This is a genomic window from Brevibacterium sp. UBA7493 (assembly GCF_002479565.1).
In the GTDB taxonomy this organism is placed as follows: Bacteria; Actinomycetota; Actinomycetes; order Actinomycetales; family Brevibacteriaceae; genus Brevibacterium; species Brevibacterium luteolum.
This window is the reverse complement of record NZ_DLOD01000003.1, coordinates 506652-531490: the sequence shown is the minus strand read 5'-3', so window position 1 is coordinate 531490 and position 24839 is coordinate 506652. Positions and strand designations below refer to the sequence as shown.

Sequence of the window (24839 nt, the reverse complement as noted above, 5' to 3'; positions counted from 1 at the left end):
ACCATGAAGATCCGCAAGAGCCGCGAGACCATCGAGACCGATCTGACAATCGGTCCTGCCGTGACGCGCGTCGACCGCCGCACAAAGGATCTCACCAAACGACTCCAGCCCGGTGAGATCGCCGTCATCTGCCACTCCGACATCGACCGCGTCTCCGCTGAGGCCCTCGTCGAATGCCGCCCGGCAGCCGTGGTCAACACCGTCAAGTCGATCTCGGGACGCTATCCCAACCTCGGGCCCGGGATCATCGTCGATGCCGGCATCCCGCTCATCGACGAAGCCGGCGAAGAGCTCATGGACTCCATCACCGAAGGTGAGGAACTGCAGCTGCGCGACGGTGTCCTCGAACGCGACGGCACACCGCTGGGCGACGGGCGGGTGCACACCCGTCTGAGCATCGAAGAGCAGATGAAGGACGCCGAGTCCGGGATGAACAAGGTGCTCGTCGACTTCGTCGAGAACACCATCGAGTACATCCGCAAGGACTCCGACCTGCTCTCGGAGGACTTCGTCGTCCCGCACGTGCGCACGAGCTTCGCCGGCCGGCACGCGCTCATCGTCGTGCGCGGCTACCACTACAAAGAAGACCTCGCGATGCTGGGGACCTACATCCGCGAATACCGCCCGATCCTCATCGGCGTCGACGGGGGAGCCGATGCGATCCTCGAAGCCGGCTACTCCCCGGACATGATCGTCGGCGACATGGACTCCGTCTCCGATGCCGCCCTGAGCTCCGGAGCCGAACTCGTCGTCCACGCCTACCGCGACGGCCGAGCGCCCGGTGTCGAGCGGCTGCACGACCTCGGCCTCGAATGCGTCATCTTCCCCGCCTCAGGCACGAGCGAGGACATCGCGATGCTGCTCGCCGATGACAAGGGCTCCCCGCTCATCGTCGCCGTCGGCACCCACGACACGCTCATCGAGTTCCTCGACAAGGGCCGCCGCGGCATGGCCTCGACATTCCTTACCCGCCTGCGTGTTGGCTCGAAGCTGCTCGACGCCAAGGGCGTGTCCCTGCTGTACCGGCAGCGGATCTCCTCCTGGCAGCTGACGATCCTCGCCCTGGCTGGACTGTTCGCGCTGTTCGTCGCGATGTCGGCCACCCCGGCCGGACAGACGCTGCTCGGGCTCATCGGCGCCCAGTTCGACGGGCTCATCCAATGGATCGAGAACCTGTTCTCACCGGCCCCGACCCCTGAGGCACTGGCCGTGCTGCCGCTAGAATCCCATCTGCCCGCCACTCATCTGCTCGACGAAGGGCCTCCTCTGACGTGATCGACTTCCGCTACCACCTCGTGTCCCTCATCTCGGTGTTCGTCGCCCTGGCGATCGGCATCGTGCTCGGCGCAGGACCGCTGAAGGAACCGATCGGCGAATCCCTGCAGAGCCAGGTCGACTCACTGCGCTCAGACCGCGACCAACTGCGCACCGAGCTCGACCAGTCGAAGACCGACGTCAGCGACCTCAACGAGTTCATCGCCGCCACCGCCCCGGACCTCCTCAAGGACCGGCTGCCCGAGGTGCCGGTGACCCTCGTGCGCGCCGCCGACACGAACGCCGACGCCGTCAACGCTGTGCGCGACCGCCTGTCCGAGGCCGGTGCTTCAGTCAACGACGGCGGTGAGCTCTCCGCCGACGCCTTCGACCCGAAGGGCGCTGAGGACCTGCTCGACACGTTGCGCTCGATCGACCCGAACCTGCCTGACGACGACGCGACCGCGCTGACCACCGCGCTGGCCGCAGCCGTGTCTGCCGGCGGCGTTGCCGACGAGGAAGCCGCCAGCGAGGCTCCGACCGGCGATGCGACCGAGGCCCCTGCCGCCCCCGAGGGCGGTGAGGGCACCCGGTATGACCAGAAGCAGTCCGAGGACGTGCTCCAGGCATTCGGTGCCGCCGGACGTCTCAACGGCGGCAGCTACGCCGTCGCTGAGGTCATCGTGCTCATCGCCCCGCCGGTGCCCGAGGCACAGGCAGGCCGAAGCGATGCCGGCGCCACCGAGGCGCCGCGTCCAGAGGCCAACGCCTACTCGGCCTTTGCCACCGACCTCGACAAAGCCACCCCGACCGTCGTCGCCGGCACCACCGCCGGTGCTGAGAGCGGCCTGGTCGGCTACGTGCGCGAGAACGACATCGGCGTCTCGAGCGTCGACAGCATCGAACTCGGTGCCGGACCGGTCATCAACGCACTCACCGTCGCTGCCCTGCACGACGACACGTCCGAAGGCCACTACGGCTTCGCAGCCAACGCCGACGCCATCATGCCAGGAGCAGAGAAATGATCCGCACGCTCGTCACCGCCTCCGTCGCCGCCGTTGCAGGCTACGCCGCCACCCGCGGAGTCATCGCCGCCCGTGACCGCCTCGGCTTCAGCGACCGCCTCGACCGCACCAACCACGCCGGAGAGACCGTCTCCCTCATCGAAGGCCCCGCCGCTGCCGCCGGCGCCACGACTGTGGCGATTTTCGCGGACCCGCTGCCGCACCGTCTGGCCGCCACCCTGGCGACCACCGCCGCCGGGGTGCTCGGCGCTGTTGACGACTTCGCCGAATCCGGCAGCGAGAAGGGACTGCGCGGACACCTGAGCGCCCTCGCCCGGGGCGAGGTCACCACCGGCGGTCTCAAAATCCTCGGCATCTCCGCCTCGTCGGTCGTCGCCGCACTCATCGGCCGGGACGCCGACGAGCTGTTCGGCTCCCAGATCGCCGGCAGCCTCGCCGATGCCGTGCTGGCCGGCGGCGTCATCGCCGGCACCGCCAACCTCATCAACCTCCTCGACCTGCGCCCGGCCCGCGCACTCAAAGCCAGCGCCACACTGGCCGGCATCGGCTTGCTCACCGGCCGCGGCGCCGCCCTCGTGCTCACCGGCGGCAGCCTCGGCGTCGTCGCCGCGGCCTTCGCCGATGACGCCGCCGGGCTCACGATGCTCGGCGACACCGGCGCCAACGCACTCGGCAGCCTGCTCGGCACCGCCGCCGCCCTCGACGCCTCCCGCACCGAACTCGCCCTCAGCCTCGCCCTGCTGGCCGGCCTGACCTTGACCAGCGAGAAGGTCTCCTTCACCGAGGTCATCGAAAGCACCCCGGGACTGCGCGAGCTCGACGCCTGGGCACGAGTGCACTGATGCCCCGCTGGCTGCGGGCCACAGCCGGGGCGGCACTGGCCGTCGCCGTCATCACCCTGCTGACACGGGTCATCGGGTTCGTCCGCTGGCTCGTCTTCTCTCCGACCGTCGGCGCCGGCGTCGTCGGCACCGCCTACCAGGCGGCCAACCAGGTGCCGAACATCCTCTACGAGGTCGTCGCCGGAGGTGCCCTGGCCGGAGCGGTCGTGCCGCTGCTGGCCGCCCCGATCGCACGCGCCGACCGCGAGCAGGTCAACCGGATCGCCTCGGCGCTGCTGACCTGGTCACTGGCCCTGACCGTGCCGCTGGCCGTGCTCGTGGCCGCGTTCCACCAGCCGCTGGCCGCAGCTCTCATCGCCGGCGGCGCCGGGGCTGACCCGGCCGCTGCCCACTACGCCGGGCAGTTCCTCCTCATCTTCGCCGCCCAGCTGCCGCTCTACGCCGTCGGAGCGGTGCTCACCGGAGTGCTGCAGGCACACCGGAAGTTCCTGTGGCCGGCATTCATGCCGCTGCTCTCCAGCCTCGTCGTCATCGGCACTTACCTGGCCTACGGCGCAGTTCCCACCGACGCGGACTCCGCAGCCGCCGGGCCTCTGGCCCTGCTCGCCTGGGGCACCACCGCCGGAGTCGTCGCTCTGGCCCTGCCGCTGTGGCTGCCGACCGCAGCCACCGGGGTGCGGCTGCGGCCGACCTTCACCTTCCCCGACGGTGTCGCCCGCCGTGCCGTGCGCCTGGGCACCGCCGGCATGACCGCGCTCATCGCCCAGCAGATCGCGATCCTCTCGGTGCTCACCGTCTCCAACCGCACCGGCGGCACCGGCGTGTTTGTGCTGTTCAACTACATCCAGGCCGTGTACATGCTGCCGTATGCGGTGCTCGCCGTGCCGATCGCCACCGTCGTGTTCCCGCGCCTGTCCCGGCAGGCCGCAGAAGCCGCCGCTGAGGTGCCGCGCACCGTGGCGACGACAACCGCAGCCATCCTCATCGCCGGCGGTCTGGGGGCTGCGATCCTAGTGGCCGCAGCCGTGCCGCTGCAGCAGTTCTTCACCGCCCTCGACGCCGCCTCCGGATCCGAAGCCGTGCCCTTCGCTGCGATGTCGACCGCAATCCTCGTGATGGCACTTGCGGTGCCGGGCTGGTGCATGATCGCCTGGGCGATGCGCATGTACGCCGCCCTCGAATCCGCCCGCTACGCTGCGATCGGCACGACCACCGGATGGATCTCCGTCATCGCCACCGTGCTCATCGGAGCCGCTGTCATCACCACCACCGAGCCCAGCCGCCGCGCTGCGACCACCCTCATCCTCGTCTGCCTCGGACACGCCGTCGGCATGAGTGTCGCCGCCGTGCTCCACCTGACCTTCATGCGCCGAGCCGTCGGCGCCGAGGCCCTCCACGGCATGACGCGCAACCTGCTCATCACCGTGCTCACCTCCCTTGCCGCAGCCGCCGCCGGCTACGGCGGCGCCCAGCTCATGCTCACCGTGACAGGAAGCTGGCCGCCAGCAGGCGGCGCCGTCGTCTCCGGCCTCGTCTCCGGCCTCATCGCCGTCGCCGTCATGGCCGGACTCACCCTCGTGCTCAACCGCCGGCTCGTGACCTCGCTGCGCCAGCTGGCCGGCCGCTGATCCGACCGGCCAGCAGAGCCCTCCGGATTCGTTAGACTGGCTGAAGCGGCGCCGAAGGCGCCGGTGAGCGATCGACTGAGAGGACATCGTCCATGCGCAGCCTGCGGATTCTGTTGGTCTTAGCCACCTCTACCGGAGGAGTGGGAACCCACGTCGCCTCCCTGGCCCGGGAGTTCGCGCAGGCAGGCCACACCGTCGGCGTCATCGGCCCATCGGCGACCAACGAGCAGTTCGGCTTCGACGCTCTCGGCCAGGTGGTCTTCGCACCCCTCGAGCTCGGCACCAGTCTCAGCGTCAGGGACACCGTCTCAATCAACCGGCTGCGCAAGCTCATCGCCACCTTCGACGCCGACATCGTCCACGCCCACGGCTTCCGCGCCGGCTTCACCACACTCACGGCCGCCAACCGGATCTCCAAGCGCAAACGCTCCCACACCGTCGTCTCCTGGCACAACCAGGCGATGGGCAGCGGCATCCGCGAACTTGCCGAGAAGGCCGTGCAGATGTACGTCGCCCGCGGCGCCGACCTGACGATCGGGGCCAGTTCCGACCTCGTCGTCCGCGCTCGCGACCACGGTGCCCGCAACGCCGTCTTCGCCCCAGCCGCAGCGCCTGACCCGCAGTTCGCCGAAGACGTCAACAACCGGCTGCTGCGCTCCAGACTGCTGCGCGAACTCGCACTGCCGCGCGAGACCGTCCTCATGCTCGCCGTCGGCCGGATCGCCCCGCAGAAGAACTACGGTCTGCTCTTCGACGCCCTGGCCCGCCTCGATGACGACCGGGTGCATCTGCTCATCGCCGGAGCCGCTGATGAGGAGGAGATGCGGGTGTTGCGCAAGCGCGTCATCGCCGAACAGCTGCCGGTGCATTTCCTCGGCCAGCGCGATGACGTCACCACCCTCAACCAAGCCGCTGACATCTTCGTCCTCTCCAGCCTGTGGGAGGCCCGCGCACTCGTGCTGCAGGAAGCGATGATGGCCGGCAAAGCGATCATCGCCACCGCGACCGGCGGCACCCCCGAACTGCTCGGTGACGCCGGCCTGCTCATCACCCCCGGGGACGCCGAGGCGATGGCCGAGGGCATCCGGATGCTCGCCGCCGAAGAGCAGATGCGCGCCGAACTCGGTCGCCGCGCGGCCCACAAGGCACTCGACCTGCCGCGCGAACCCGAAGTCGCCCGCACGATCCTCCGCCACTACACGTCCCTGATCGATGCCGGCAGCCGCTGAAACATCGCTAGTCTAGAGACAGACGTAACCCATCCGCGACCAGCAGAAAGAGCGACAGCCATGAGCGAACTCGCCAGCCAGACGCCCCTCGGACCGGATCCCAGCACCCGGATCATGCACGTTCTCGACACCGCCGATTCCGTTGTCGTCGAGATGGCCCGCGAGACCATCGCGCGCCACCTGCAGGCCGGCTACCCGACCGCCATCGCTGCCCGCCGGTCCGTGTTCGACACGCTCGGTCTCGACACCGCTGACCCGCTGCTCGTCCACATCGAGATCGGCGCGGTGCGCGGCATCCGCGTCTCCGACGCCTCGCACGCCTTCACACTGCACAAGTACTACCGGCACGTCGACCTCGTCCACGCCCACGGACTGCACGCCGGAGCGCTCGCCGGTCTCGCCCTGACCGGTCTGCCGCAGCGGATGCAGCCGGCGATCATCACCACTGTCGAGCGCTTCGACGAATCCAGCACCGTCGAATCGCTGCTGGCCCGCACCGTCGCCCGCACCTCGACTGCCGTGCTCGGCACCACCGACCCGGTCTGCGAGTACTTCGCCGACCTCGAAGTCCCGGTCACCGAACGCGCCCCGCTGCTGCGCCCCGACCTCGACCCGCGCGCCGATGTCGCCACGGCGCTGACCCGCGACCGCAAGCGGGTGCGCCGCGACCTCGACGTGCCTGCCGGCCACTGGCTCATCGCCAGCCCCATCGAGATGCGCGACGGCACCGACCTGACCACCGTGCTCGATGCCGCGATCAGGCTGCCGAGCCACCGTCCCGACCGCCGCTGGGTGGTCGCCTTCACCGGCGGGGGAGCAGCCCGCGACCAGGTCAGCCGCGAGATCGCCAACCGCTTCGACCACATCCTCGTGGCCAGCGAATACTCCGCCGCCGAGGTGGCCGCTGCCGCCGATCTTGTCATCGCCGCCGACCGGATGACCGGGCTGAGCACCGAAGGGCTCATGCAGATGCGCAGGCCGGTCGTCCACATCGGCCGGGAGCGCGGTGCCCGCATCTGGGGTGAGCGCGTCACCCACGTCGCCGCCGACGACACGCCCGGACTGCTGGCCGCCATCGCCGACTACGTCGACAACCCCGCCGCCCGTGCCACCGCAGCAGTCGCAGCCAAGGACCGGGTAGCCGCTTCCACCAGCGTCGACACCGCCGGGCTGATCCTGCTCGACATCTACGACACGGTCCTCGGCATGCATGCCGGCACCCGCCCGATCGAGCGCCGCTGATTCCCACCGCGTCCCTGGCGGGACGCGGTGCCCTCCTCCCTGATAGAATTCAATTCCGTGGTGAATCGATTGCGAACAAGCGGACAGAACACAACCCGGCACATCTTCGTCACCGGGGGTGTGGCATCCTCCCTCGGTAAGGGACTGACAGCATCATCGCTGGGACATCTGCTCGCACAGCGCGGGCTCACAGTCGCGATGCAGAAGCTCGACCCCTACCTCAACGTCGACCCGGGCACGATGAACCCCTTCCAGCACGGCGAGGTGTTCGTCACCAACGACGGTGCAGAGACCGACCTCGACATCGGCCACTACGAGCGCTTCCTCGGCACCGACCTCGACGCCAGTGCCAACGTCACCACCGGGCAGATCTACTCCTCGGTCATCGCCAAGGAGCGCCGCGGCGCCTACCTCGGTGACACCGTCCAGGTGATCCCGCACATCACCGATGAGATCAAGCTGCGGATGCGGTCCCAGGCCGAGCGCACCGACGGTGAGGCTCCGGACGTCATCATCACCGAGGTTGGCGGCACCGTCGGCGACATCGAATCGCTGCCGTTCCTCGAAGCCGCCCGCCAGGTCCGCCACGACGTCGGCCGCGAGAACTGCTTCTTCATCCACGTCTCCCTCGTGCCCTACCTCGGGCCCTCGGGTGAGCTCAAGACCAAGCCGACCCAGCACTCGGTGGCAGCCCTGCGCTCGATCGGCATCCAGCCTGATGCGATCGTGCTGCGCTCCGATCGGGAGCTGCCGGATTCGATCCGCGCGAAGATCGGCTCGGCCTGCGACGTCGACTTCGAAGCCGTCGTCTCCTGCGTCGACGCCCGGTCCATCTACGACATCCCGAAGGTCCTGCACGATGGAGGCCTCGACGTCTACGTCATCCGCCGCCTCAACCTGCCCTTCCGCGACGTCGACTGGGACCAGTGGGACTGGGTGCTCGAACGCGTGCACAACCCGCGTCACGAAGTCGAGATCGGCCTGGTCGGCAAGTACATCGACCTGCCTGATGCCTACCTGTCGGTGACGGAGGCGCTGCGCCACGGCGGATTCGCCGAAGACGCCAAGGTCAACATCCACTGGATTGCCTCCGACTCGTGTGAAACCCCTGAAGGCGCCGCCGAGCACCTCGCCGGCCTCGACGCGATCTGCGTGCCCGGCGGCTTCGGCATCCGCGGCATCGAAGGCAAGCTCGGCGCGCTGCGCTACGCCCGCGAGAACGGCATCCCGACGCTTGGCCTGTGCCTGGGCATGCAGTGCATGGTCGTCGAATACGCACGCAACGTCGCCGGCATCGACGAGGCGTCATCAACGGAATTCGATCCCGACACCTCGGCGCCGGTCATCGCCACGATGGCCGAACAGCTCGACATCGTCGACGGTGAAGGGGACCTCGGCGGCACCATGCGCCTGGGCCTGTACAGTGCCGACCTGCTGCCGGGCAGCATCGTCGCCGGTGTCTACGGCACTGACGAGATCTCCGAGCGCCACCGCCACCGCTATGAGGTCAACAACGCCTACCGCGAGCAGCTCACTGACGCCGGGCTCGTGATCTCGGGCACCTCGCCGAACCAGCAGCTCGTCGAGTTCGTCGAACTGCCCGCCGACGTCCACCCGTACTACGTCGCCACGCAGGCCCACCCGGAGCTGCGGTCCCGGCCGACAGAGGCCCACCCGCTGTTCTCCGGTCTCGTGCGCGCAGCACTCGACCGGCAAAGCGTCTGATGCACGCCCGACACGCCACCTCGGCTGCCGAAGCCCTGACAGCACAGCAGGGCCTGGCAGCCGAGCTGCGCGACGAGTTCACTCCCGCTGAGGTGACCTCGAGTGAAACCGCCTTCCGCGGCTACGTGTGGGACGTGCGGCGCGAGACCTTCTCGCTGCCCGAATCCGACGAGCCGCTGACCCGCGACTTCGTCCAGCACACCGGGGCCGTCGCGATCGCTGCGATCGACGCCGAGGACCGGATCCTGCTCATCCAGCAGTACCGGCACCCGGTGCTGTGCCGGGACTGGGAGATCCCAGCCGGCCTGCTCGATGTGCCCGGTGAGGAACCGCTGCACGCAGCCCAGCGCGAACTCGGTGAGGAAGCCGACCTGGAAGCCGGGCAGTGGCACCTGCTCGCCGACCAGCTCTCAACGCCCGGTGGGGTCAGCGAGACGCTGCGGATCTTCGCCGCCCGCGACCTCAGCGCCGTCCCGGAGGCCGAACGCCACCTGCGCGACGGGGAGGAGAACGGCATCGTGCCGGTCTGGATCCCGCTGACCGAGGCCGTCGAAGCGGTGCTGGCCGGACGCGTGACCAACGGCACCGCCGCGCTGGCGATCCTGCACGCCGACCACGCCCGCGCCCGCGGCTGGGAGAACATGCGCGCAGCCGACGAACCGTGGCCGGCCAGAGACGTGCAGCTGCGCGCCCGCGGCACCCGCACCCGAACCGGGCCTGCCGCCGACGGATCCTGATGGCCCGCCACGCAGCCGAACTGCTGCCCGAGGCGCCGGCTGGGCTGGCCGATCCGGTTCGCGACTACCTCGCCCACCTGCAGCTCGAACGCGGCCTGTCGCACAACACGCTCGACGCCTATGCTCGCGATCTGGCCCGCCTGCTCACGTGGCTTGAAGACCAGCAGATCCGCGACCTCACCGCCGTCACCGGATCTGACCTGGAGACCTTCCTCTCCCTCATCGCCGACACCGGCCTGGCGGTGCGCTCCCGGGCACGGCTGACCGTGGCGATCAGGCGGCTGTTCGGATTCCTCCACGCCGAAGGACGGGTGTCGGATGATCCGGCCGCTGAGATCTCCCCACCCCGCGACGTCGACTCCCTGCCGCATGCGCTCACCATCGCTGAGGTCGAACGGCTGCTCGCTGCCTGCGCTGGAGACGAACCGGTTCAGCTGCGGGCCCGGGCACTGCTGGAGTTCCTCTACGCCACCGGCGCGCGGATCAGCGAGGCGATCGGCGTCGACATCGACGACATCGACCTCGAATCGAGGATCGTGCGCCTCTACGGCAAGGGCAGCAAGGAACGCCTCGTGCCGCTGGGGTCACACGCCTCCGAAGCACTCGAAGCCTGGCTTGTGCGCGCCCGGCCGGACATGACCGCCCGCGCCGGTGCCGGCCAGCAGACCGGCCGGCAGCGCGCCGGCGCGGTGTTCGTCAACCAGCGCGGCGGCCGGCTCAGCCGCCAATCCGCCTGGCAGACCATCAAGACCGCCGCCCAGCACGCCGGCCTCGATGACGACATCAGCCCGCACTCGCTGCGCCACTCATTCGCCACCCACCTGCTCGAAGGCGGCGCTGACATCCGGGTCGTCCAAGAGCTGCTCGGGCATGCCGCCGTGACGACCACCCAGATCTACACGCGGGTGACGAGCCAGACCCTGCGCGAGGTCTACGCCACCACCCACCCGCGGGCCCGCTGAACCGGCACACAGCCCAGCCTGCGGCAGCAGGCGCGGTGGAACGACGAAAGTGCCGGTGCGCACGATAAGCTGAACACACCCGAGACGAAAGGTGAGACTGGCGTGGCTGATTCGCAGCAGAAGCTGGACATCCCAGATGCCGAGGTGATGGGCCCGACCGGGCGACCGCAGGTCGAGTACCCTGAACCGCCGCCGCTCGACGGGCACGGCCCGGCACGGATCATCGCAATGGTGAACCAGAAGGGCGGCGTCGGCAAGACGACCTCGTCGATCAACCTCGGAGCCGCGCTGGCCGACTACGGCCGCCGTGTGCTGCTTGTCGACTTCGATCCGCAGGGCGCGCTCTCCGTCGGGCTCGGTCTCAACCCGCACGACCTCGAGCGCAGCGTGTACAACGTGCTGATGAACTCCCGCCTCGACCCGCACGAGGTCATCGAGCCCTCCAACGTCGAGGGCATCGACATCCTGCCGGCCAACATCGACCTCTCGGCGGCCGAAGTGCAGCTCGTCGGCGAAGTCGCCCGCGAACAGGTTCTCGCCCGCGCCCTGGCCAAGGTCGCCGATGAGTACGACGTCATCCTCATCGACTGCCAGCCCTCGCTCGGCCTGCTGACCGTCAACGCGCTCACCGCCGCCCATGGCGTCATCATCCCGCTGGAGACCGAGTTCTTCGCGCTGCGCGGCGTCGCCCTGCTCGTCGAGACGATCGAGAAGGTCCAGGATCGCCTCAACCCCGGCCTGGAGATCGACGGCATCCTCGCCACGATGTTCGACGGGCGCACCCTGCACGCCAAGGAGGTCATCGCCCGGGTCGTCGAGGCCTTCGGTGACCGGGTCTTCGACACCGTCATCAGCCGCACCGTGAAGTTCCCCGACGCCTCGGTGGCAGCCGAGCCGATCATCTCGTTCGCCCCCACCCACACCGGAGCACAGGCCTACCGTCAGCTGGCATGCGAGCTCGTCGCCCGCGGGGGAGCACCCTGAGCCCAGCGATGACCACGGCACAGCAGGACGCCTCGGCCCCGGCCGCCGGCGATGCCGAGAGCAGCGGAGCCGCCGGGCAGCACGCGTCCGGCGGCTTCGTCGTCAGGCTGGAGAACTTCTCCGGCCCCTTCGACCTGCTGCTCGGGCTCATCTCCAAGCGCAAGCTCGACATCACCGATGTCGCCCTGGCCGAGGTGACCGACGAGTTCATCGCCTACGTCACCGCGCTGCGGGCAGAGCAGAGCCTCGAGGAGCTGTCGAACTTCCTGCTCGTGGCAGCGACCCTGCTCGACCTCAAGACCGCCCGGCTGCTGCCGCGCGGCGACGTCGACGACGAACTCGACTTGGAGCTGCTCGAAGCCCGCGACCTGCTCTTCGCCCGGCTGCTGCAGTACCGCGCCTACAAGGCCGTCTCCGCCGTCTTCGCCGAGCAGATGGCACACGCCGCCACCCGCACCGCCCGCTCAGTGCCGCTGGAAGACGGGCTGCGCGACATCCTGCCGCCCCTGGAGATCACCGCCACCCCGCAGGTCCTCGCCGCGATCTACGCCACCGTCCTGCAGCGCGACCACACCCCGCCGACGGTGAGCACCGACCACCTGCACCTGCCCCAGATCAGCGTCGCCGAACAGCGCACCGTGGTCCTCACCCGCCTCGGCCAGCACGGCCGGCTGACCTTCTCGGACCTCATCGCCGATGCCGAGAGCACGCTGGTCGTCGTCGCCCGGTTCCTCGCACTGCTCGAGCTGTTCAAGGCCGGCATGTGCGACTTCGACCAGCCCGCCCCGCTCGGCGAGCTCACCGTGGTGGCCGCAGAAGCTGCAGACCTGGCGACCATCGCACTGCCCGACACCGACGAATGGGACGCCCCGACCCCACCCGATGACGAGGAGCCGACATGAGCGAGCAGCACACCCTGCAGGGTGGGGAACCGGCCGCGACGCAGGGCGTTGAGCCGGCCGTGACTCAGGTCGAGGACACGCTGCTGGCCGGGATCGAAGCCGTGCTCATGATCGCCGATGCCCCCGTCACCGCCGAAGCGCTGGCGGAGAGCCTCGGCATCGAGGCCGGTACCGTCACCGCCGCCTGCCGGCAGCTGCAGGCCGACTACGACGGAGCGCAGCCGGGCAGCCGGCAGCGCGGCTTCGAGCTCCGGGAGGCTTCTGGCGGCTGGCGGATCTACTCGCGCAGCGACTACCACGACCTCGTCTCCGACTTCCTCACCGCCGGCCAGACCGCCACCCTGTCCCAGGCGGCCTTGGAGACCCTGGCTGTCATCGCCTACCGGCAGCCGGTCACCCGCGCACGGATCTCCGCGATCCGCGGCGTCAACGTCGACGGTGTGGTGCGCACCCTGCTCATGCGAGGCCTCATCGTCGAAGCCGGCACCGAAGAGCTCACCGGCGCACGCCAGTTCACCACCACCGGCCAGTTCCTCGAAAGCCTCGGCATCGACAGCCTCGACGAACTGCCCGACATCGCACCCTTCCTGCCGGCAGACGACGACGTGGCCACCGGCGACGACATCGCCTTCAACGTAGACGCCGACGAACCGGCAGCACCAGCCGAGGTGGGCCTGGAAGCCGGCGGGGAGCCTGCCGAGACCTGAGCGGCAGCACACACTCCACCCACACCTCGTGCCCGGTTCGGCAACCACGTGCGGGTTTGAGACAATGACCCCTATGACTCGCAGCAATCCACGCGGACCCGGCCACCGGTCCAACCGTCCGACCCGCCGACAGCGCAGCCAGGCGCAGCGTACCGCCCAGCAGAACACCTCGGCGGCCAACGCCGTCCACCAGCCTGACGGTGTGCGCCTGCAGAAGGTGCTCGCCGATGCCGGCCTTGGCTCCCGGCGCGCCTGCGAGCAGCTCATCGCCGATGCCCGCGTCGAAGTCGACGGGCAGATCGTGACCGAACTCGGCACCCGCATCGACCCGGAGACCCAGACCGTCCACGTCGACTCGATGCGCATCGTCACCGCTCCCGACCGCGTCTACCTCGCCTTCAACAAGCCCGCCGGCGTCGTCTCGACGATGGACGACCCCGAGGGCCGGCCGAGCCTGGCCGAGTACCTGCGCGACCGGCCCGAACGGCTCTTCCACGTCGGCCGCCTCGACGCCGAGACTGAGGGCCTGCTGCTCATCACCAACGACGGGGAGCTGTCCAACCGGCTGACCCACCCGTCCTATGAGATCCCCAAGACCTACCTCGCCCAGGTGCGCGGCCCGGTCGCCAAGGACGTCGGCGCCCGGCTGCGCGAGGGCATCGAACTCGACGACGGCATCGCCCGGGTCGACTCCTTCAAGCTCATCGACTCGACACCCGGGCGCGCGCTCGTCGAACTCGTCCTGCACGAAGGCCGCAACCGGATCGTGCGCCGCCTGCTCGATGCCGTCGGCAACCCCGTCGACCGGCTCGTGCGCACCCACTTCGGCCCGATCGCCCTGGCCGAACAGCGCCAGGGCAAGGTCCGCGACCTGCGCCCCGATGAGATCGGAGAGCTCATGCAGGCGGTCGGTCTGTGAGCCAGACGATGAGTGTGCACGTCATCGGCACCGGCCTGCTCGGCACCTCACTCGGACTCGCGCTCACCGGCGCCGGACACGAGGTGACTCTCGCCGACCTGTCACCGACCGCGCAGCGGCTGGCCGCCGACCTCGGCGCAGGCACCGTCGGCGAACCTGAGGCGACCGATGTCGTCATCGTCGCCACACCGCCCGACGTGGCCGGACAGACGATCCTCACCGCCCTCGACCGGTTCCCCGAGGCGACCGTGACCGATGTCGCCAGCGTCAAGACCGTGCTGCTGCACGAGGTGCGCGCAGCCTGCGCACCCGGTGACCTCGACCGCTACATCGGCTCCCATCCGATGGCCGGCCGCGAGAAGTCCGGGGCGATCGCCGCCCGCGACGACCTGTTCGTCGGCCGGCCCTGGGTGGTCTGCTCCGATGACGATACCCCGGCTGCCCGCCTCGCCCAGATCGTCGCGCTGGCCACCGACGTCGGTGCGGCCGTCGTCCACCTCGACCCGGAGTTCCACGACTCCTCGGTCGCCCGTGTCTCGCATGCCCCGCAGGTGATGGCCAGCCTCATGGCCGCCCAGCTTGTCGACATGCCCGCCGACGGCGTTGCCCTGGCCGGGCAGGGGCTGCGCGACGTCACCCGCATCGCCGCCTCCGATGCCAGCCTGTGGACCCAGATCCTGGCCGGCAATGCCGCCGAGGTCCGCGAGGTGCTCGAAAGCATCCGCACCGACCTCGACACCCTCATCAGCGCCCTCGAGCTGGCACCGGGATCGATTGCGACGATCGCGCAGACGATCACCGCCGGCAACGACGGCTACGACCGGATCCCCGGCAAGCACGGCCAGGCCTCGCAGAAGTACGCGGAGATCACCGTCCTCATCGACGACACCCCCGGCATGCTCGGCAAGCTCTTCGCCGATGTCGGCGAGCTCGGCATCAACATCGAGGACATCCGGATCGAGCACGCCACCGGCGTTAAGCTGGGCAGTGTCGAAGTCGCTGTCGTGCCGGCACGACAGCGCGAACTCGAAGAGGGCCTCACCTCCCGCGGCTGGTGGGTTCCCGAAGCCGTCATCGAACACGAAGGACAGGAATGACCGTTATCGCCATCGACGGCCCCAGCGGCGTCGGAAAATCCAGCGTCTCGAAGGCCGTGGCCGCCCACCTCGGCTACGCCTACCTCGACACCGGCGCGATGTACCGGGCGATGGGCTGGCTGTGCATGACTCGCGGCATCACCGACGTCGGCGATGTCGTCGAACTCGTGCGCGGCGCTGAGCTGGAGATCTCCACCGACCCGAGCGTCCCGACAGTCGCCGTCGACGGCATCGATGTGACCGAGGAGATCCGCTCAGCAGAGGTCTCGGCCAGCGTGCAGGTCGTCTCCGCCGTGCCCGAGGCGCGCAGCGAGCTCATCGAGATGCAGCGCCAGATCATCGCCGCAGCTGAGCCCGGCATCGTCGTCGAAGGCCGCGACATCACCACCGTCGTGGCCCCCGACGCCCCGGTCCGCATCCTCATGACCGCCGATAACGAAGTGCGTGTGGTCCGCCGCGCCAAGGAGACCCACGGCAGGGCCGACGCCGAGGCGGTGGCCGCCACCCGCGACGTCACCCTCGGCCGCGATGCCAAGGACGCGAAGACGACGAGCTTCCTCACCGCCGCAGACGGCGTGCACACACTCGACACCACCCACATCGATTTCGACCAGTCGGTCGGCGCAGTCCTCGCACTCGTCGCCGCCGCACAGAAAGCCTGATGACCATGTCACCCTCTGCACAGGAGCCCGGATCTCAGCCTGCCGACGGATTCGTCGAGCACCCCGACGATTCGCTGCCCGAGCGCGTGCAGGCGATCGACCACGATGACGCCGAACAACGCGCCGCCTCGCTGCGCGCCGGCCTCGACCAGTACGAACTGGAAGAGGAGGACCGGGAGCTGCTCGAGGCCTACGGCGTCATCGAAGCCGAAGACGGCGGACGCGGACCGGCCCCGGTGCTCGCCATCGTCGGCCGGCCCAACGTGGGCAAGTCGACGCTGGTCAACAGGGTCCTCGGGCGCCGCGAGGCCGTCGTCGAAGACGTCCCCGGCGTCACCCGTGACCGGGTGAGCTACCACGCCGAATGGAACGGCCGCCCGCTCACCCTCGTCGACACCGGCGGCTGGGATATCGATTCGCGCGGCATGGCCTCCCGCATCGCCGAACAGGCCGAGATCGCCGTGCGCATGGCCGACGGCGTCGTCTTCGTCGTCGACGCCACCACCGGCCCGACTGCCACCGACGAGCACGTCGTGCGGATGCTGCGCCGCTCCGGCAAGCCGGTGCTGCTGGCAGCGAACAAGGTCGATGACGAACGCGGCGAGCTCATGGCCGCCGAACTCTGGTCGCTCGGCCTGGGCGAACCGCACCCGATCTCCGCCATGCACGGCAGGGGAGTCGCCGACTTCCTCGACGCGATCATGGAGATGCTGCCGGAGGTCTCGGCAACCGGGCAGACCGAAGAGGTCGGCGGCCCGCGCCGCATCGCGCTCGTCGGCCGGCCGAATGTCGGCAAGTCCTCGCTGCTCAACCAGCTCGTCGGCACCGAACGCGTCATCGTCGACAACACCGCCGGCACCACCCGCGACCCGGTCGACGAACTCGTCGAACTCGGCGGCAAGCAGTGGCGCTTCATCGACACCGCCGGCATCCGCAAGCGCGCCCGCCAGTCCTCAGGTGCTGACTTCTACGCAGCGCTGCGCACCCAGACCGCGCTCGAGCGTGCCGAAGTCGCCGTCGTGCTGCTGGAGGCCAACGAGCCGCTGAGCGACCAGGACATGAAGATCATCCGCCTCGTCCTCGACGCTGGCCGTGCGCTCGTGCTCGCCTTCAACAAATGGGACCTGCTCGATGAGGAGCGCCGCCACTTCCTCGAACGCGAGATCGAGCGCGATCTCGGCCATGTCGCCTGGGCCCCGCGCGTGAACATCTCCGCCAAGACCGGCCGGCACGCTGAGAAGCTCGTACCCGCCATGGAATCGGCACTCGAAGGCTGGGACACCCGCATCCCGACCGGGCGCTTCAACGCCTTCCTCGGTGAGCTCTCGGCCGCCAACCCGCACCCGCTGCGCGGCGGCAAGCAGCCGCGCATCCTCTTCGGCACGCAGGCCTCGTCGCGGCCGCCGAAGTTCGTGCTCTTCACCACGGGGTTCCTCGATCCCAGCTACCGCCGGTTCATCATCCGGCGGCTGCGGGAGACCTTCGGCTTCACCGGCACCCCGATCGATGTGAGCATGCGGATCCGGGAGAAGAGGAAAGGCCGTTGACCAGCGCAGGCCGGCCGGCAACCGCTGAGGCGGTCCGGCCCCGGGAGTGGGCGCTGCCGCGGTTCACGATCATCGTCCTCGGCTTGGCCGGGCTGTTCTTCGCCGTCGGATTCATCAAGGACCTCCAGCTCATCATCGCCCCGGTGTTCCTGGCCTTCAACCTCGTGATCGTCGGCTATCCGGTGCAGGCCTGGCTCATCCGCCGACGCGTCCCGGCCGCCGCTGCCGCTGTTGTGACCGTGCTGCTGGTGCTCAGCGTCGTGGCGGCCTTCTTCGCACTCACCGGCTGGTCGATCGCCGAGCTCGTCCTCGTCATCCCCGAATACTCCGATGAGCTCGACAACCTCTACCGCGACCTGCTCGCCGGCAGCTCATCGCTGGGTCTGACTCCCGAGTTCGTCAAGGAGCAGATGGCCAACTTCGACGTCAACCAGCTCGCCGCCGCGCTGCGCGAAGTGCTGTCGAACGCAACCCTGGTCGTGACGCTCGTGACGACTGCGATCATGGCGACCTTCTTCATCGTCATGGACTCTCTGGCCTTCCCACGGCGCATGACCCTGGCCTCGGGCGTGCAGCCGCGCTTCGTGCAGGCCATGAGCACCTTCGCCGTCGGCGTGCGCCGCTACTGGGTCGTCGCCACCGTCTTCGGCCTCATCGTCGCCGCCCTCGACGTCGTCGCCCTTCTCATCATCGGCGTGCCGCTGGCGCTCGTGTGGGGTGTGCTGGCGTTCCTGACCAACTACATCCCCAACATCGGCTTCGTCATCGGCCTGGTGCCGCCGGCCATCATGGCGCTGATCGAAGGCGGATGGTGGGACGCCCTGTGGGTCGTCATCACCTACAGCCTGCTCAACTTCGTCATCCAGGCGATCATCCAGCCGAAGTTCACCGGCCAGTCCGTCGGCGTCACCCCCTTCATCTCGTTCCTGTCCCTGCTGTTCTGGGTGTGGGTCCTCGGCTGGTTCGGTGCGCTGCTGGCCCTGCCGGCGACCCTGCTGGTCAAGGCGCTGCTCGTCGACGCCGATCCGCGCGCCCGCTGGATCAACCTGCTTGTCGCCTCTGGTGTGCGCGCGGCAGAGTCGCCACTCCTTGCCAGCCCGAGCGAGTCGATGGACAATTCAGGTGAGGAGTCTCACATCGAGGCGGTGGAGGACTCCCAGCCGGGGCTGACGATGAGTGAAACGGCAGTCCCCGGTCGCTCACCGAAGCGCGCGGTCATCGACCTCGACTGACCGCCCCTGCAGGAAGGCGCAGTCGTGAAGACCCTCCTCAGCATCATTGTGAGTGCTCTGCTCTGGGTCGTCAGCGCCGCTGCCGTGTGCGCGCTCGCCGCCCTCGTGCTCCTGGCACTGGCCGGGCAGGCCGGTGAGGAGCTGCGCCCCGAGGGCACCCATCTGACCCTCACAGCACTGGCCGCTGTCGCCACCGCCACGGCCGTCACCCTCATGGCCAGACGGCGGGTTGCCGGACTGGACTGAGAACGGTGTGCACAGCCTGCGTGGCTCGATAGACTTGGGCAATGGCACAGATACTCGACATCCATCCTGAGAATCCGCAGCCGCGGCTCATCCGCCAGGCGGCCAAGGCCATCGCCGATGGCGGGCTGGTGGCCTACCCGACCGACTCCTGCTATGCGCTCGGCTGCGCGCTGGAGAACAAGGACGGCATCGAACGGATCATCCGCATCCGCCAGCTCGACTCCAAGCACCACTTCACGCTCATGTGCCACGACTTCGCACAGCTGGGCCAGTTCGTCATCGTCGACAACTACGCCTTCCGCACCATCAAGTCCCTGACGCCGGGGCCCTACACCTTCATCATGAAGGCGACGAAGGACGTGCCGCGGAAGATGATGCACCCCAAGAAGCACTCGGTCGGTGCCCGGATCCCGCAGAACGCCACCGCGCTCGCCCTCGTCGAAGAGGTCGGTGAGCCGATCCTGTCCTCAACGCTGCTGCTGCCCGATCACGAGGAGCCGCTGACGCATGCCGAGGACGTCGCCGAGGCGCTCGGCAAGCACGTCGACGTCATCATCGACTCCGGAGTGCCCGGCACCACCCCGACCTCGGTCATCGACTTCACGCCTGGCGCTCCGGTCGTGCGCCGGATCGGTGCCGGTGACATCTCCCGCTTCGACGACATCGACGAAGCGTAACCGGCAGACCCCGCGGTCCCGAGGTGCCGGGGCGCGGAGCCATGGGAGCTCATTGTTCAGTGTTCAGTTCTCAGTGCTGTCCGGGGCGAGTTCGAGGGCGGAGACCCACAGCTGTGAGAGCTTGTCGGCCAGCTCCTCGACGCCGGCATCGCTGAAATAGCGTTCCTGGGGCTCATCGACGTAGATCGACTTGCACGTGCGGCTCACCATCGCCGAAAGCGCCTTGGCCGTCAGATCCGGATCGAGATCGGCGCGGATGTGCCCGGCGGCCTGCATCTGCTCGATGCTGCGCATATTGCGCCGGTAGAACACCCGGTTGCGCGCCAGCCGGATGTCCCGGATCTCCGGATCGACCGCAGCGACCTGGTCCATGAGCGCCACCTCCCGGGCGTTGTCCCGGTACCGGCGCACGTACACTCCTGTCGCCTTCCGGATCTTGGCGATGAGCGCCTCGGGGCCGGGAACGCCCGTGCCTGCATCATGATCCGGGTCGCCCCACGCATGATCGGCAGCGACCACCGGAGCATAGGACTCCTCGATGATCGCGGCGAGGATCTCCTGCCGGTTGGCGAAGTACGTGTACAGCGTGCCGGTCGAGCACCCGACCCGTTCGGTGATCGCCGAGAGCCGGGTGGAGAAGTAGCCCTGCTCGTAGAACACGTCGATGGCCGCGTCGATGAGGGCCTGCCGGGTGCGGAGGCCGCGCTCGGTCAGCGGTGCACCGGGCTGACGCTGGATGGTCATCGCTCACTCCTTCACAGTTCGATCGAGCGTTTGCGGATCTTGCCCGTCGGGCCCTTCGGCAGGCCGTCGACGATGCGGATGATGCGCGGGATCTTGTACGCCGACAGCGACTGCCGGCACCACGCCTCAATCTCATCACCTGTCAGCTCGGTACCGGGCATCGGGGTGACGACAGCGGCGACCTGCTGGCCGTAGTGCTCATCGGCCGCCCCGATGACAGCGGCCTCGAAGACCTGCGGATGGGCGTAGAGAACCTCCTCGACCTCACGCGGGTAGACGTTGTAGCCGCCGTGGATGATGAGGTCCTTGAGCCGGTCGACGATGTAGAGATAACCGTCCTCATCGACATGCCCGAGATCACCGGTGCAGAAGAACCCGTCGGCGTCGAAGACCTCAGCGGTGGCCTCAGGCCGGTTCCAGTAGCCGAGCATGACGAGCGGGCCGCACAGCCGCACCTCCCCGGTCTGCCCGGGACCACACGCCTCACCGGTGGCAGGATCGACGATCCGCACGTCCATCGTCGGGGCCGGCAGACCGACTGAGCCGATCTTGTCCTCGCCCTCGGCGGCGTTGAAGGTGCCGAAAGCGCACGTCTCGGTCAGCCCGTAGCCCTCAGTGATCGAGGCGCCGAACCGAGCGTGGAAGGCGCGCATGAGCTCCAGCGAGATCGCCGCCCCGCCCGAAAGCGCCAAGCGCAGCTGCGGCGTCGTGACGCCCTCACCGGCGGTCGCGTGGGTGAGCGCATTCCACATCGTCGGCACGCCTGCCACGATCGTGAGCTCATCGGCGATGATCGTCTCCAGCAGCTCATCAGCATCGAAGCGCGGCAGCAGAGTGATGGTGGCACCGTTGGCCAGCACCGGGTAGGCCACCGAGCCGAGCCCGAAGACATGGAACAGCGGCAGCGCAGTGCCGGCCCGGTCAGCAGGGGACAGGCCGGCCACCGCCTCGGCTGCGGTGACGCCGGTGAGCAGGGTGCGTGCTGAGAGCATCGCGCCCTTCGGCCGGCCGGTGGTGCCCGAGGTGTAGAGCAGCAGCACGCAGTCCTCCGGGTCCCGGGTGACCGGGGCGAAGTCCGGGCTCGCCTGCGGCAGCGCGTGCATGTCGACGGGTGTGAGCAGTTCGGCGGTGATGCCGAGCGCCTCTGCGGCCGCAGAGCCTGCCTCGGGGCAGAGCGGGTGCATGATGAGGTGGCTGGCACCGGAATCGGAGAGCACGAAGTCCAGTTCGGGCGCCGTCGAGAGGGGATTGAAGCACACGGTGATCGCCCCGCAGGCCTCGACGGCGAGGAACTCGATGAGGAACTCCGGGCGGGTCGGGGCGATGAGCCCGACACGCTCACCTGGTCGGAGTCCGGAGGCCTGGAGCTCGCGTGTGCGAGCGGCGATCGCACCGACGAACTGCCGGTAGGTCAGGGATGTGCGCTGGTCAGCCCGCGGGCCGCGCACCGCGATGTGCTCCGGACGGGTGCGCGCATGCTCCAGCAGCGGGGCGAGAAGCGACACCTGCGACATGGAGATCTCCTTCCAGGAGGTAAACGTTCGTTCGTTAGTTCTTGAAATTGACGCTCACGTCAACTATAAGTTGAGATGTCACCTGCATCACATAGGCCGCAGGAGAATTCTCCAGAAGGGACACCCATGGACGTCTCAGGCGCAGTCGCCGTCGTCACCGGCGGAGCCGGTGGCATCGGCCGAGCCATCGCCGCACAGCTCATCGACCGCGGGGCCTACGTGATGCTCGCCGATGTCGCCGACACGGTCTCCGTGGTCGCCTCCGAACTCGGGTGCCGGGCCTGGCAGGGCGACTGCGCATCCGAAGACGGCATCACCGAACTGCTGGACCGCACCCGCGCCGAACTCGGTGAGATCGACCTCTACGTCGCCAACGCCGGCATCGCCGGCGCACGCGGACTCGGCGAGTCCGATGTCGACTGGGATGCGATCCTCGACATCAACCTGCGCGCCCACATCCGCGCCGCCCAGGCCCTCATCCCGACCTGGCAGGCCAGGGGAGCAGGCTGCTTCGTCTCCACCGCCTCGGCGGCGGGCCTGCTGACCCAGATCGGGCAGGCCGGCTACGCGGTGTCCAAGCACGCCGCGCTCGCCTTCGCCGAATGGCTGTCCATCACCTACGGCGATGACGGCATCCAGGTCGCCTGCCTGTGCCCGATGGGCGTGCGCACCGAACTGCTCATGGCTGGGCTCACCTCCGACATTCCAGCCGAGCGGGTCGCCAGCCGCTCGGTCGCCGAATCCGGCGAGGTGCTCAGTCCCGAATACGTCGCCACCTGCGTCATGGACGCGATCCACGACGGCACGTTCCTCATCCTGCCCCACCCGGAAGTCGCCGAGATGTTCCAGATGAAGGGCTCCGACTACGACCGATGGCTGCGCGGCATGCGTCGCTACCAGGGCTGGCTCAAAGCCGAGGCCCGCACACACGACAACACCTGAAAGAAAGGCCAGCCGATGTTTGACGAGACTGACCGCGCCAAGGAGCTGCGCGAGAAGCTGGAGTCCTTCATGGACTCCCACATCTATCCTGCCGAGCCCGTCTACCGGGAGCAGATGGAAGCCCAGGACGACCCGCACGCCGTCCCGCCGATCCTCCAGGAGCTCAAGGGCGAGGCCCGCTCCCGCGGACTGTGGAACCTCTTCCACCCGCACGAGGAATGGGGCCCGGGCCTGACGAACCTCGAGTACGCCCCGCTGGCCGAGATCATGGGCCGTTCACCGAACCTGGCACCGGAGGCGACGAACTGCAACGCCCCCGACACCGGCAACATGGAGGTCTTCACGCTCTTCGGCACCGATGAGCACAAGGAGAAGTACCTGCGCCCGCTGCTCGACGGTGAGATCGCCTCCGGTTTCGCGATGACCGAACCGGCCGTGGCCAGCTCGGATGCCACCAACATCGAGATGCGCATGGAGAAGGACGGCGACGGCTACATCCTCAACGGCCGCAAATGGTTCACCTCCAACGGCGCCCGCCCCGACTGCAAGGTCCTCATCGTCATGGGCAAGACCGACCCGAACGCCGAGAAGCACCGCCAGCAGTCGATGATGGTCGTGCCCACCGACGCCCCCGGTGTCGAGATCGTCCGCTCCCTGCCGGTCTTCGGCTACCTCGACCGCGAAAGCCACGCCGAGGTGACCTTCACCGATGTCCGCGTCGAGGCCAAGGACGTGCTCAAGGGCGAAGGAGAGGGATTCGCGATCTCTCAGGCCCGCCTCGGCCCCGGCCGCATCCACCACTGCATGCGCGCCATCGGCATGGCAGAGCGCGCCCTGGAGTTCATGTGCCGCCGCGCCCACGAGCGCGTCGTCTTCGGTGAGCCGCTGGCCGCCAAGGCCAATATCCAGGACTGGATCGCCGAAGCCCGCGTCGACATCGACCAGGCCCGCCTGCTGACTCTGCATGCCGCTGACATGATGGACAAGGTCGGCAACAAGGAGGCCCGCAACCTCATCTCCGAGATCAAGGTCGCAGCCCCGAAGGTCGCTCTGACTGTCATCGACCGGGCCATCCAGGTCCACGGCGGCGCCGGCGTGACTGATGACTTCCCGCTGGCCGAGATGTACTCCCACGCCCGCACCCTGCGCATCGTCGACGGCGCTGATGAGGTTCACAAGATGACCATCGCCCGCCGCGAGCTGCGCAAGTACGCATCCTGAGCTGCAGCACCACCTGACCGCACACACCCCGAACCTGAAGGAGAACCCATGACCCAGCGCACCGCCATCGTCACCGGAGGCGCCCGCGGCATCGGCGCAGCGATCGCCGAGCGACTGGCTGCTGACGGCATGAAGGTCGCCGTCGTCGACCTGAGCGAAGACGCCTGCAACGACGTCGTCGCCCGCATCGGCGCATCCGGCGGACAGGCCATCGGCATCGGCGCCGACATCACCGATGAGGACCAGGCCAATGCCGCCGTGCAGCGCACCGCCGATGAACTCGGCGCCCCGACGGTGCTCGTCAACAACGCCGGCATCATCAAGGACAACCTGCTGTTCAAGATGACCCCGGCCGACTTCACCAAGGTCCTCGACGTCCACCTGACCGGCAACTTCCTCATGACCAAGGCCTGCCAGCAGCACATGGTCGAACAGAAGTTCGGCCGCATCATCTCGATGTCCTCGACCTCGGCGCTGGGCAACCGCGGGCAGACGAACTACTCGGCTGCCAAAGCCGGCATCCAGGGCATGACGAAGACCTACGCGATCGAGCTCGGCAAGTTCGGTGTCACCGCCAACGCGATCGCCCCGGGCTTCATCGAGACCGATATGACGAAGGCGACCGCCGAGCGCGTCGGCGTCGAGTTCGACGACTTCGTCAAGATGGCCGTCAGCCAGATCCCGGTCGGCCGCTCCGGAAAGCCCGAGGACATCGCGCACACGGCATCCTTCCTCGCCAGCGAAGGAGCAGGCTTCGTCTCCGGTCAGGTCATCTACGTCGCCGGCGGACCCAAGGACTGA

24 protein-coding genes are annotated in these 24839 nt (G+C 68.6%); 22 read left to right on the top strand and 2 right to left on the bottom strand.

What is annotated here, in order from left to right:
- Positions 1–3: 3 nt before the first annotated feature.
- The 19 genes from steA to B4E96_RS03650 all read left to right on the top strand — a co-directional run bounded on the left by steA (position 4) and on the right by B4E96_RS03650 (position 19617).
- Positions 4–1275 (top strand): putative cytokinetic ring protein SteA, encoded by a 1272-nt coding sequence (steA, locus tag B4E96_RS03740; RefSeq protein WP_286956423.1) that lies wholly within the window; start codon positions 4–6, stop codon positions 1273–1275.
- Entirely contained in the window at positions 1272–2279 is a 1008-nt protein-coding gene (locus B4E96_RS03735) for a copper transporter (protein WP_286956422.1), read from the top strand. Before steA ends, B4E96_RS03735 begins: the two co-directional genes overlap by 4 nt.
- Positions 2276–3121, top strand: coding sequence for a hypothetical protein (locus B4E96_RS03730; protein WP_259855261.1), 846 nt, complete (start codon positions 2276–2278; stop codon positions 3119–3121). Before B4E96_RS03735 ends, B4E96_RS03730 begins: the two co-directional genes overlap by 4 nt.
- Positions 3121–4749, top strand: coding sequence for a murein biosynthesis integral membrane protein MurJ (gene murJ / locus B4E96_RS03725; RefSeq protein WP_286956420.1), 1629 nt, complete (start codon positions 3121–3123; stop codon positions 4747–4749). The genes B4E96_RS03730 and murJ overlap by 1 nt, the downstream gene beginning before the upstream one ends.
- A gap of 140 nt (positions 4750–4889) precedes the next feature.
- Positions 4890–5978, top strand: coding sequence for a glycosyltransferase family 4 protein (locus B4E96_RS03720; protein WP_414632661.1), 1089 nt, complete (start codon positions 4890–4892; stop codon positions 5976–5978).
- A 60-nt stretch (positions 5979–6038) separates the two neighbouring features.
- On the top strand, positions 6039–7220 hold the full coding sequence (locus B4E96_RS03715; protein ID WP_286956418.1) for a group 1 glycosyl transferase: 1182 nt from the start codon (positions 6039–6041) through the stop codon (positions 7218–7220).
- 60 nt (positions 7221–7280) lie between these two features.
- Positions 7281–8945 (top strand): CTP synthase, encoded by a 1665-nt coding sequence (locus tag B4E96_RS03710; RefSeq protein WP_375545098.1) that lies wholly within the window; start codon positions 7281–7283, stop codon positions 8943–8945.
- A complete protein-coding gene (locus tag B4E96_RS03705; RefSeq protein ID WP_286956416.1) occupies positions 8945–9682 on the top strand; it encodes an NUDIX domain-containing protein in 738 nt (245 codons plus the stop codon). The genes B4E96_RS03710 and B4E96_RS03705 overlap by 1 nt, the downstream gene beginning before the upstream one ends.
- Positions 9682–10644 (top strand): site-specific tyrosine recombinase XerD, encoded by a 963-nt coding sequence (gene xerD / locus B4E96_RS03700; RefSeq protein ID WP_286956415.1) that lies wholly within the window; start codon positions 9682–9684, stop codon positions 10642–10644. The genes B4E96_RS03705 and xerD overlap by 1 nt, the downstream gene beginning before the upstream one ends.
- A 147-nt stretch (positions 10645–10791) precedes the next feature.
- The gene (locus B4E96_RS03695) at positions 10792–11628 is read left to right on the top strand and encodes a ParA family protein (RefSeq protein WP_175295077.1); all 837 of its coding nucleotides are present in this window, start codon (positions 10792–10794) and stop codon (positions 11626–11628) included.
- An 8-nt stretch (positions 11629–11636) separates the two neighbouring features.
- Positions 11637–12530, top strand: a complete 894-nt coding sequence (locus B4E96_RS03690) for a segregation and condensation protein A (RefSeq protein WP_286956413.1) — start codon at positions 11637–11639, stop codon at positions 12528–12530.
- A complete protein-coding gene (gene scpB, locus B4E96_RS03685; protein WP_286956412.1) occupies positions 12527–13237 on the top strand; it encodes an SMC-Scp complex subunit ScpB in 711 nt (236 codons plus the stop codon). The genes B4E96_RS03690 and scpB overlap by 4 nt, the downstream gene beginning before the upstream one ends.
- Before the next feature lie 73 nt (positions 13238–13310).
- Positions 13311–14156, top strand: a complete 846-nt coding sequence (locus B4E96_RS03680; protein WP_286956411.1) for a pseudouridine synthase — start codon at positions 13311–13313, stop codon at positions 14154–14156.
- A gap of 8 nt (positions 14157–14164) precedes the next feature.
- Positions 14165–15253, top strand: coding sequence for a prephenate dehydrogenase (locus B4E96_RS03675; RefSeq protein WP_286956444.1), 1089 nt, complete (start codon positions 14165–14167; stop codon positions 15251–15253).
- Positions 15250–15915, top strand: a complete 666-nt coding sequence (cmk, locus tag B4E96_RS03670) for a (d)CMP kinase (RefSeq protein ID WP_286956410.1) — start codon at positions 15250–15252, stop codon at positions 15913–15915. Before B4E96_RS03675 ends, cmk begins: the two co-directional genes overlap by 4 nt.
- 5 nt (positions 15916–15920) lie before the next feature.
- Complete coding sequence (gene der / locus B4E96_RS03665; protein ID WP_286956409.1) at positions 15921–17462, top strand: ribosome biogenesis GTPase Der; 1542 nt, start codon at positions 15921–15923, stop codon at positions 17460–17462.
- Complete coding sequence (locus B4E96_RS03660; protein ID WP_286956407.1) at positions 17459–18694, top strand: AI-2E family transporter; 1236 nt, start codon at positions 17459–17461, stop codon at positions 18692–18694. Before der ends, B4E96_RS03660 begins: the two co-directional genes overlap by 4 nt.
- A gap of 24 nt (positions 18695–18718) precedes the next feature.
- On the top strand, positions 18719–18940 hold the full coding sequence (locus B4E96_RS03655; protein WP_259795284.1) for a hypothetical protein: 222 nt from the start codon (positions 18719–18721) through the stop codon (positions 18938–18940).
- Between the two features lie 41 nt (positions 18941–18981).
- Positions 18982–19617: an L-threonylcarbamoyladenylate synthase gene (locus B4E96_RS03650; protein WP_259855271.1), complete on the top strand. Its 636-nt coding sequence runs from the start codon at positions 18982–18984 to the stop codon at positions 19615–19617.
- Between the two features lie 63 nt (positions 19618–19680).
- Here B4E96_RS03650 and B4E96_RS03645 read toward each other — a convergent pair whose 3' ends face one another.
- Positions 19681–20361: a TetR/AcrR family transcriptional regulator gene (locus B4E96_RS03645; protein ID WP_286956406.1), complete on the bottom strand. Its 681-nt coding sequence runs from the start codon at positions 20359–20361 to the stop codon at positions 19681–19683.
- An 11-nt stretch (positions 20362–20372) separates the two neighbouring features.
- Positions 20373–21875 (bottom strand): class I adenylate-forming enzyme family protein, encoded by a 1503-nt coding sequence (locus B4E96_RS03640; protein WP_286956405.1) that lies wholly within the window; start codon positions 21873–21875, stop codon positions 20373–20375.
- Positions 21876–22001: 126 nt separating this feature from the next.
- Between B4E96_RS03640 and B4E96_RS03635 the strand changes: the two genes are divergently transcribed.
- The 3 genes from B4E96_RS03635 to fabG are packed head-to-tail and all read left to right on the top strand — an operon-like array spanning position 22002 to position 24839.
- On the top strand, positions 22002–22817 hold the full coding sequence (locus B4E96_RS03635; protein ID WP_286956404.1) for an SDR family oxidoreductase: 816 nt from the start codon (positions 22002–22004) through the stop codon (positions 22815–22817).
- 15 nt (positions 22818–22832) lie between these two features.
- A complete protein-coding gene (locus B4E96_RS03630; RefSeq protein ID WP_165882674.1) occupies positions 22833–24038 on the top strand; it encodes an acyl-CoA dehydrogenase family protein in 1206 nt (401 codons plus the stop codon).
- Positions 24039–24086: 48 nt separating this feature from the next.
- Positions 24087–24839, top strand: a complete 753-nt coding sequence (gene fabG, locus B4E96_RS03625; RefSeq protein WP_102160609.1) for a 3-oxoacyl-ACP reductase FabG — start codon at positions 24087–24089, stop codon at positions 24837–24839.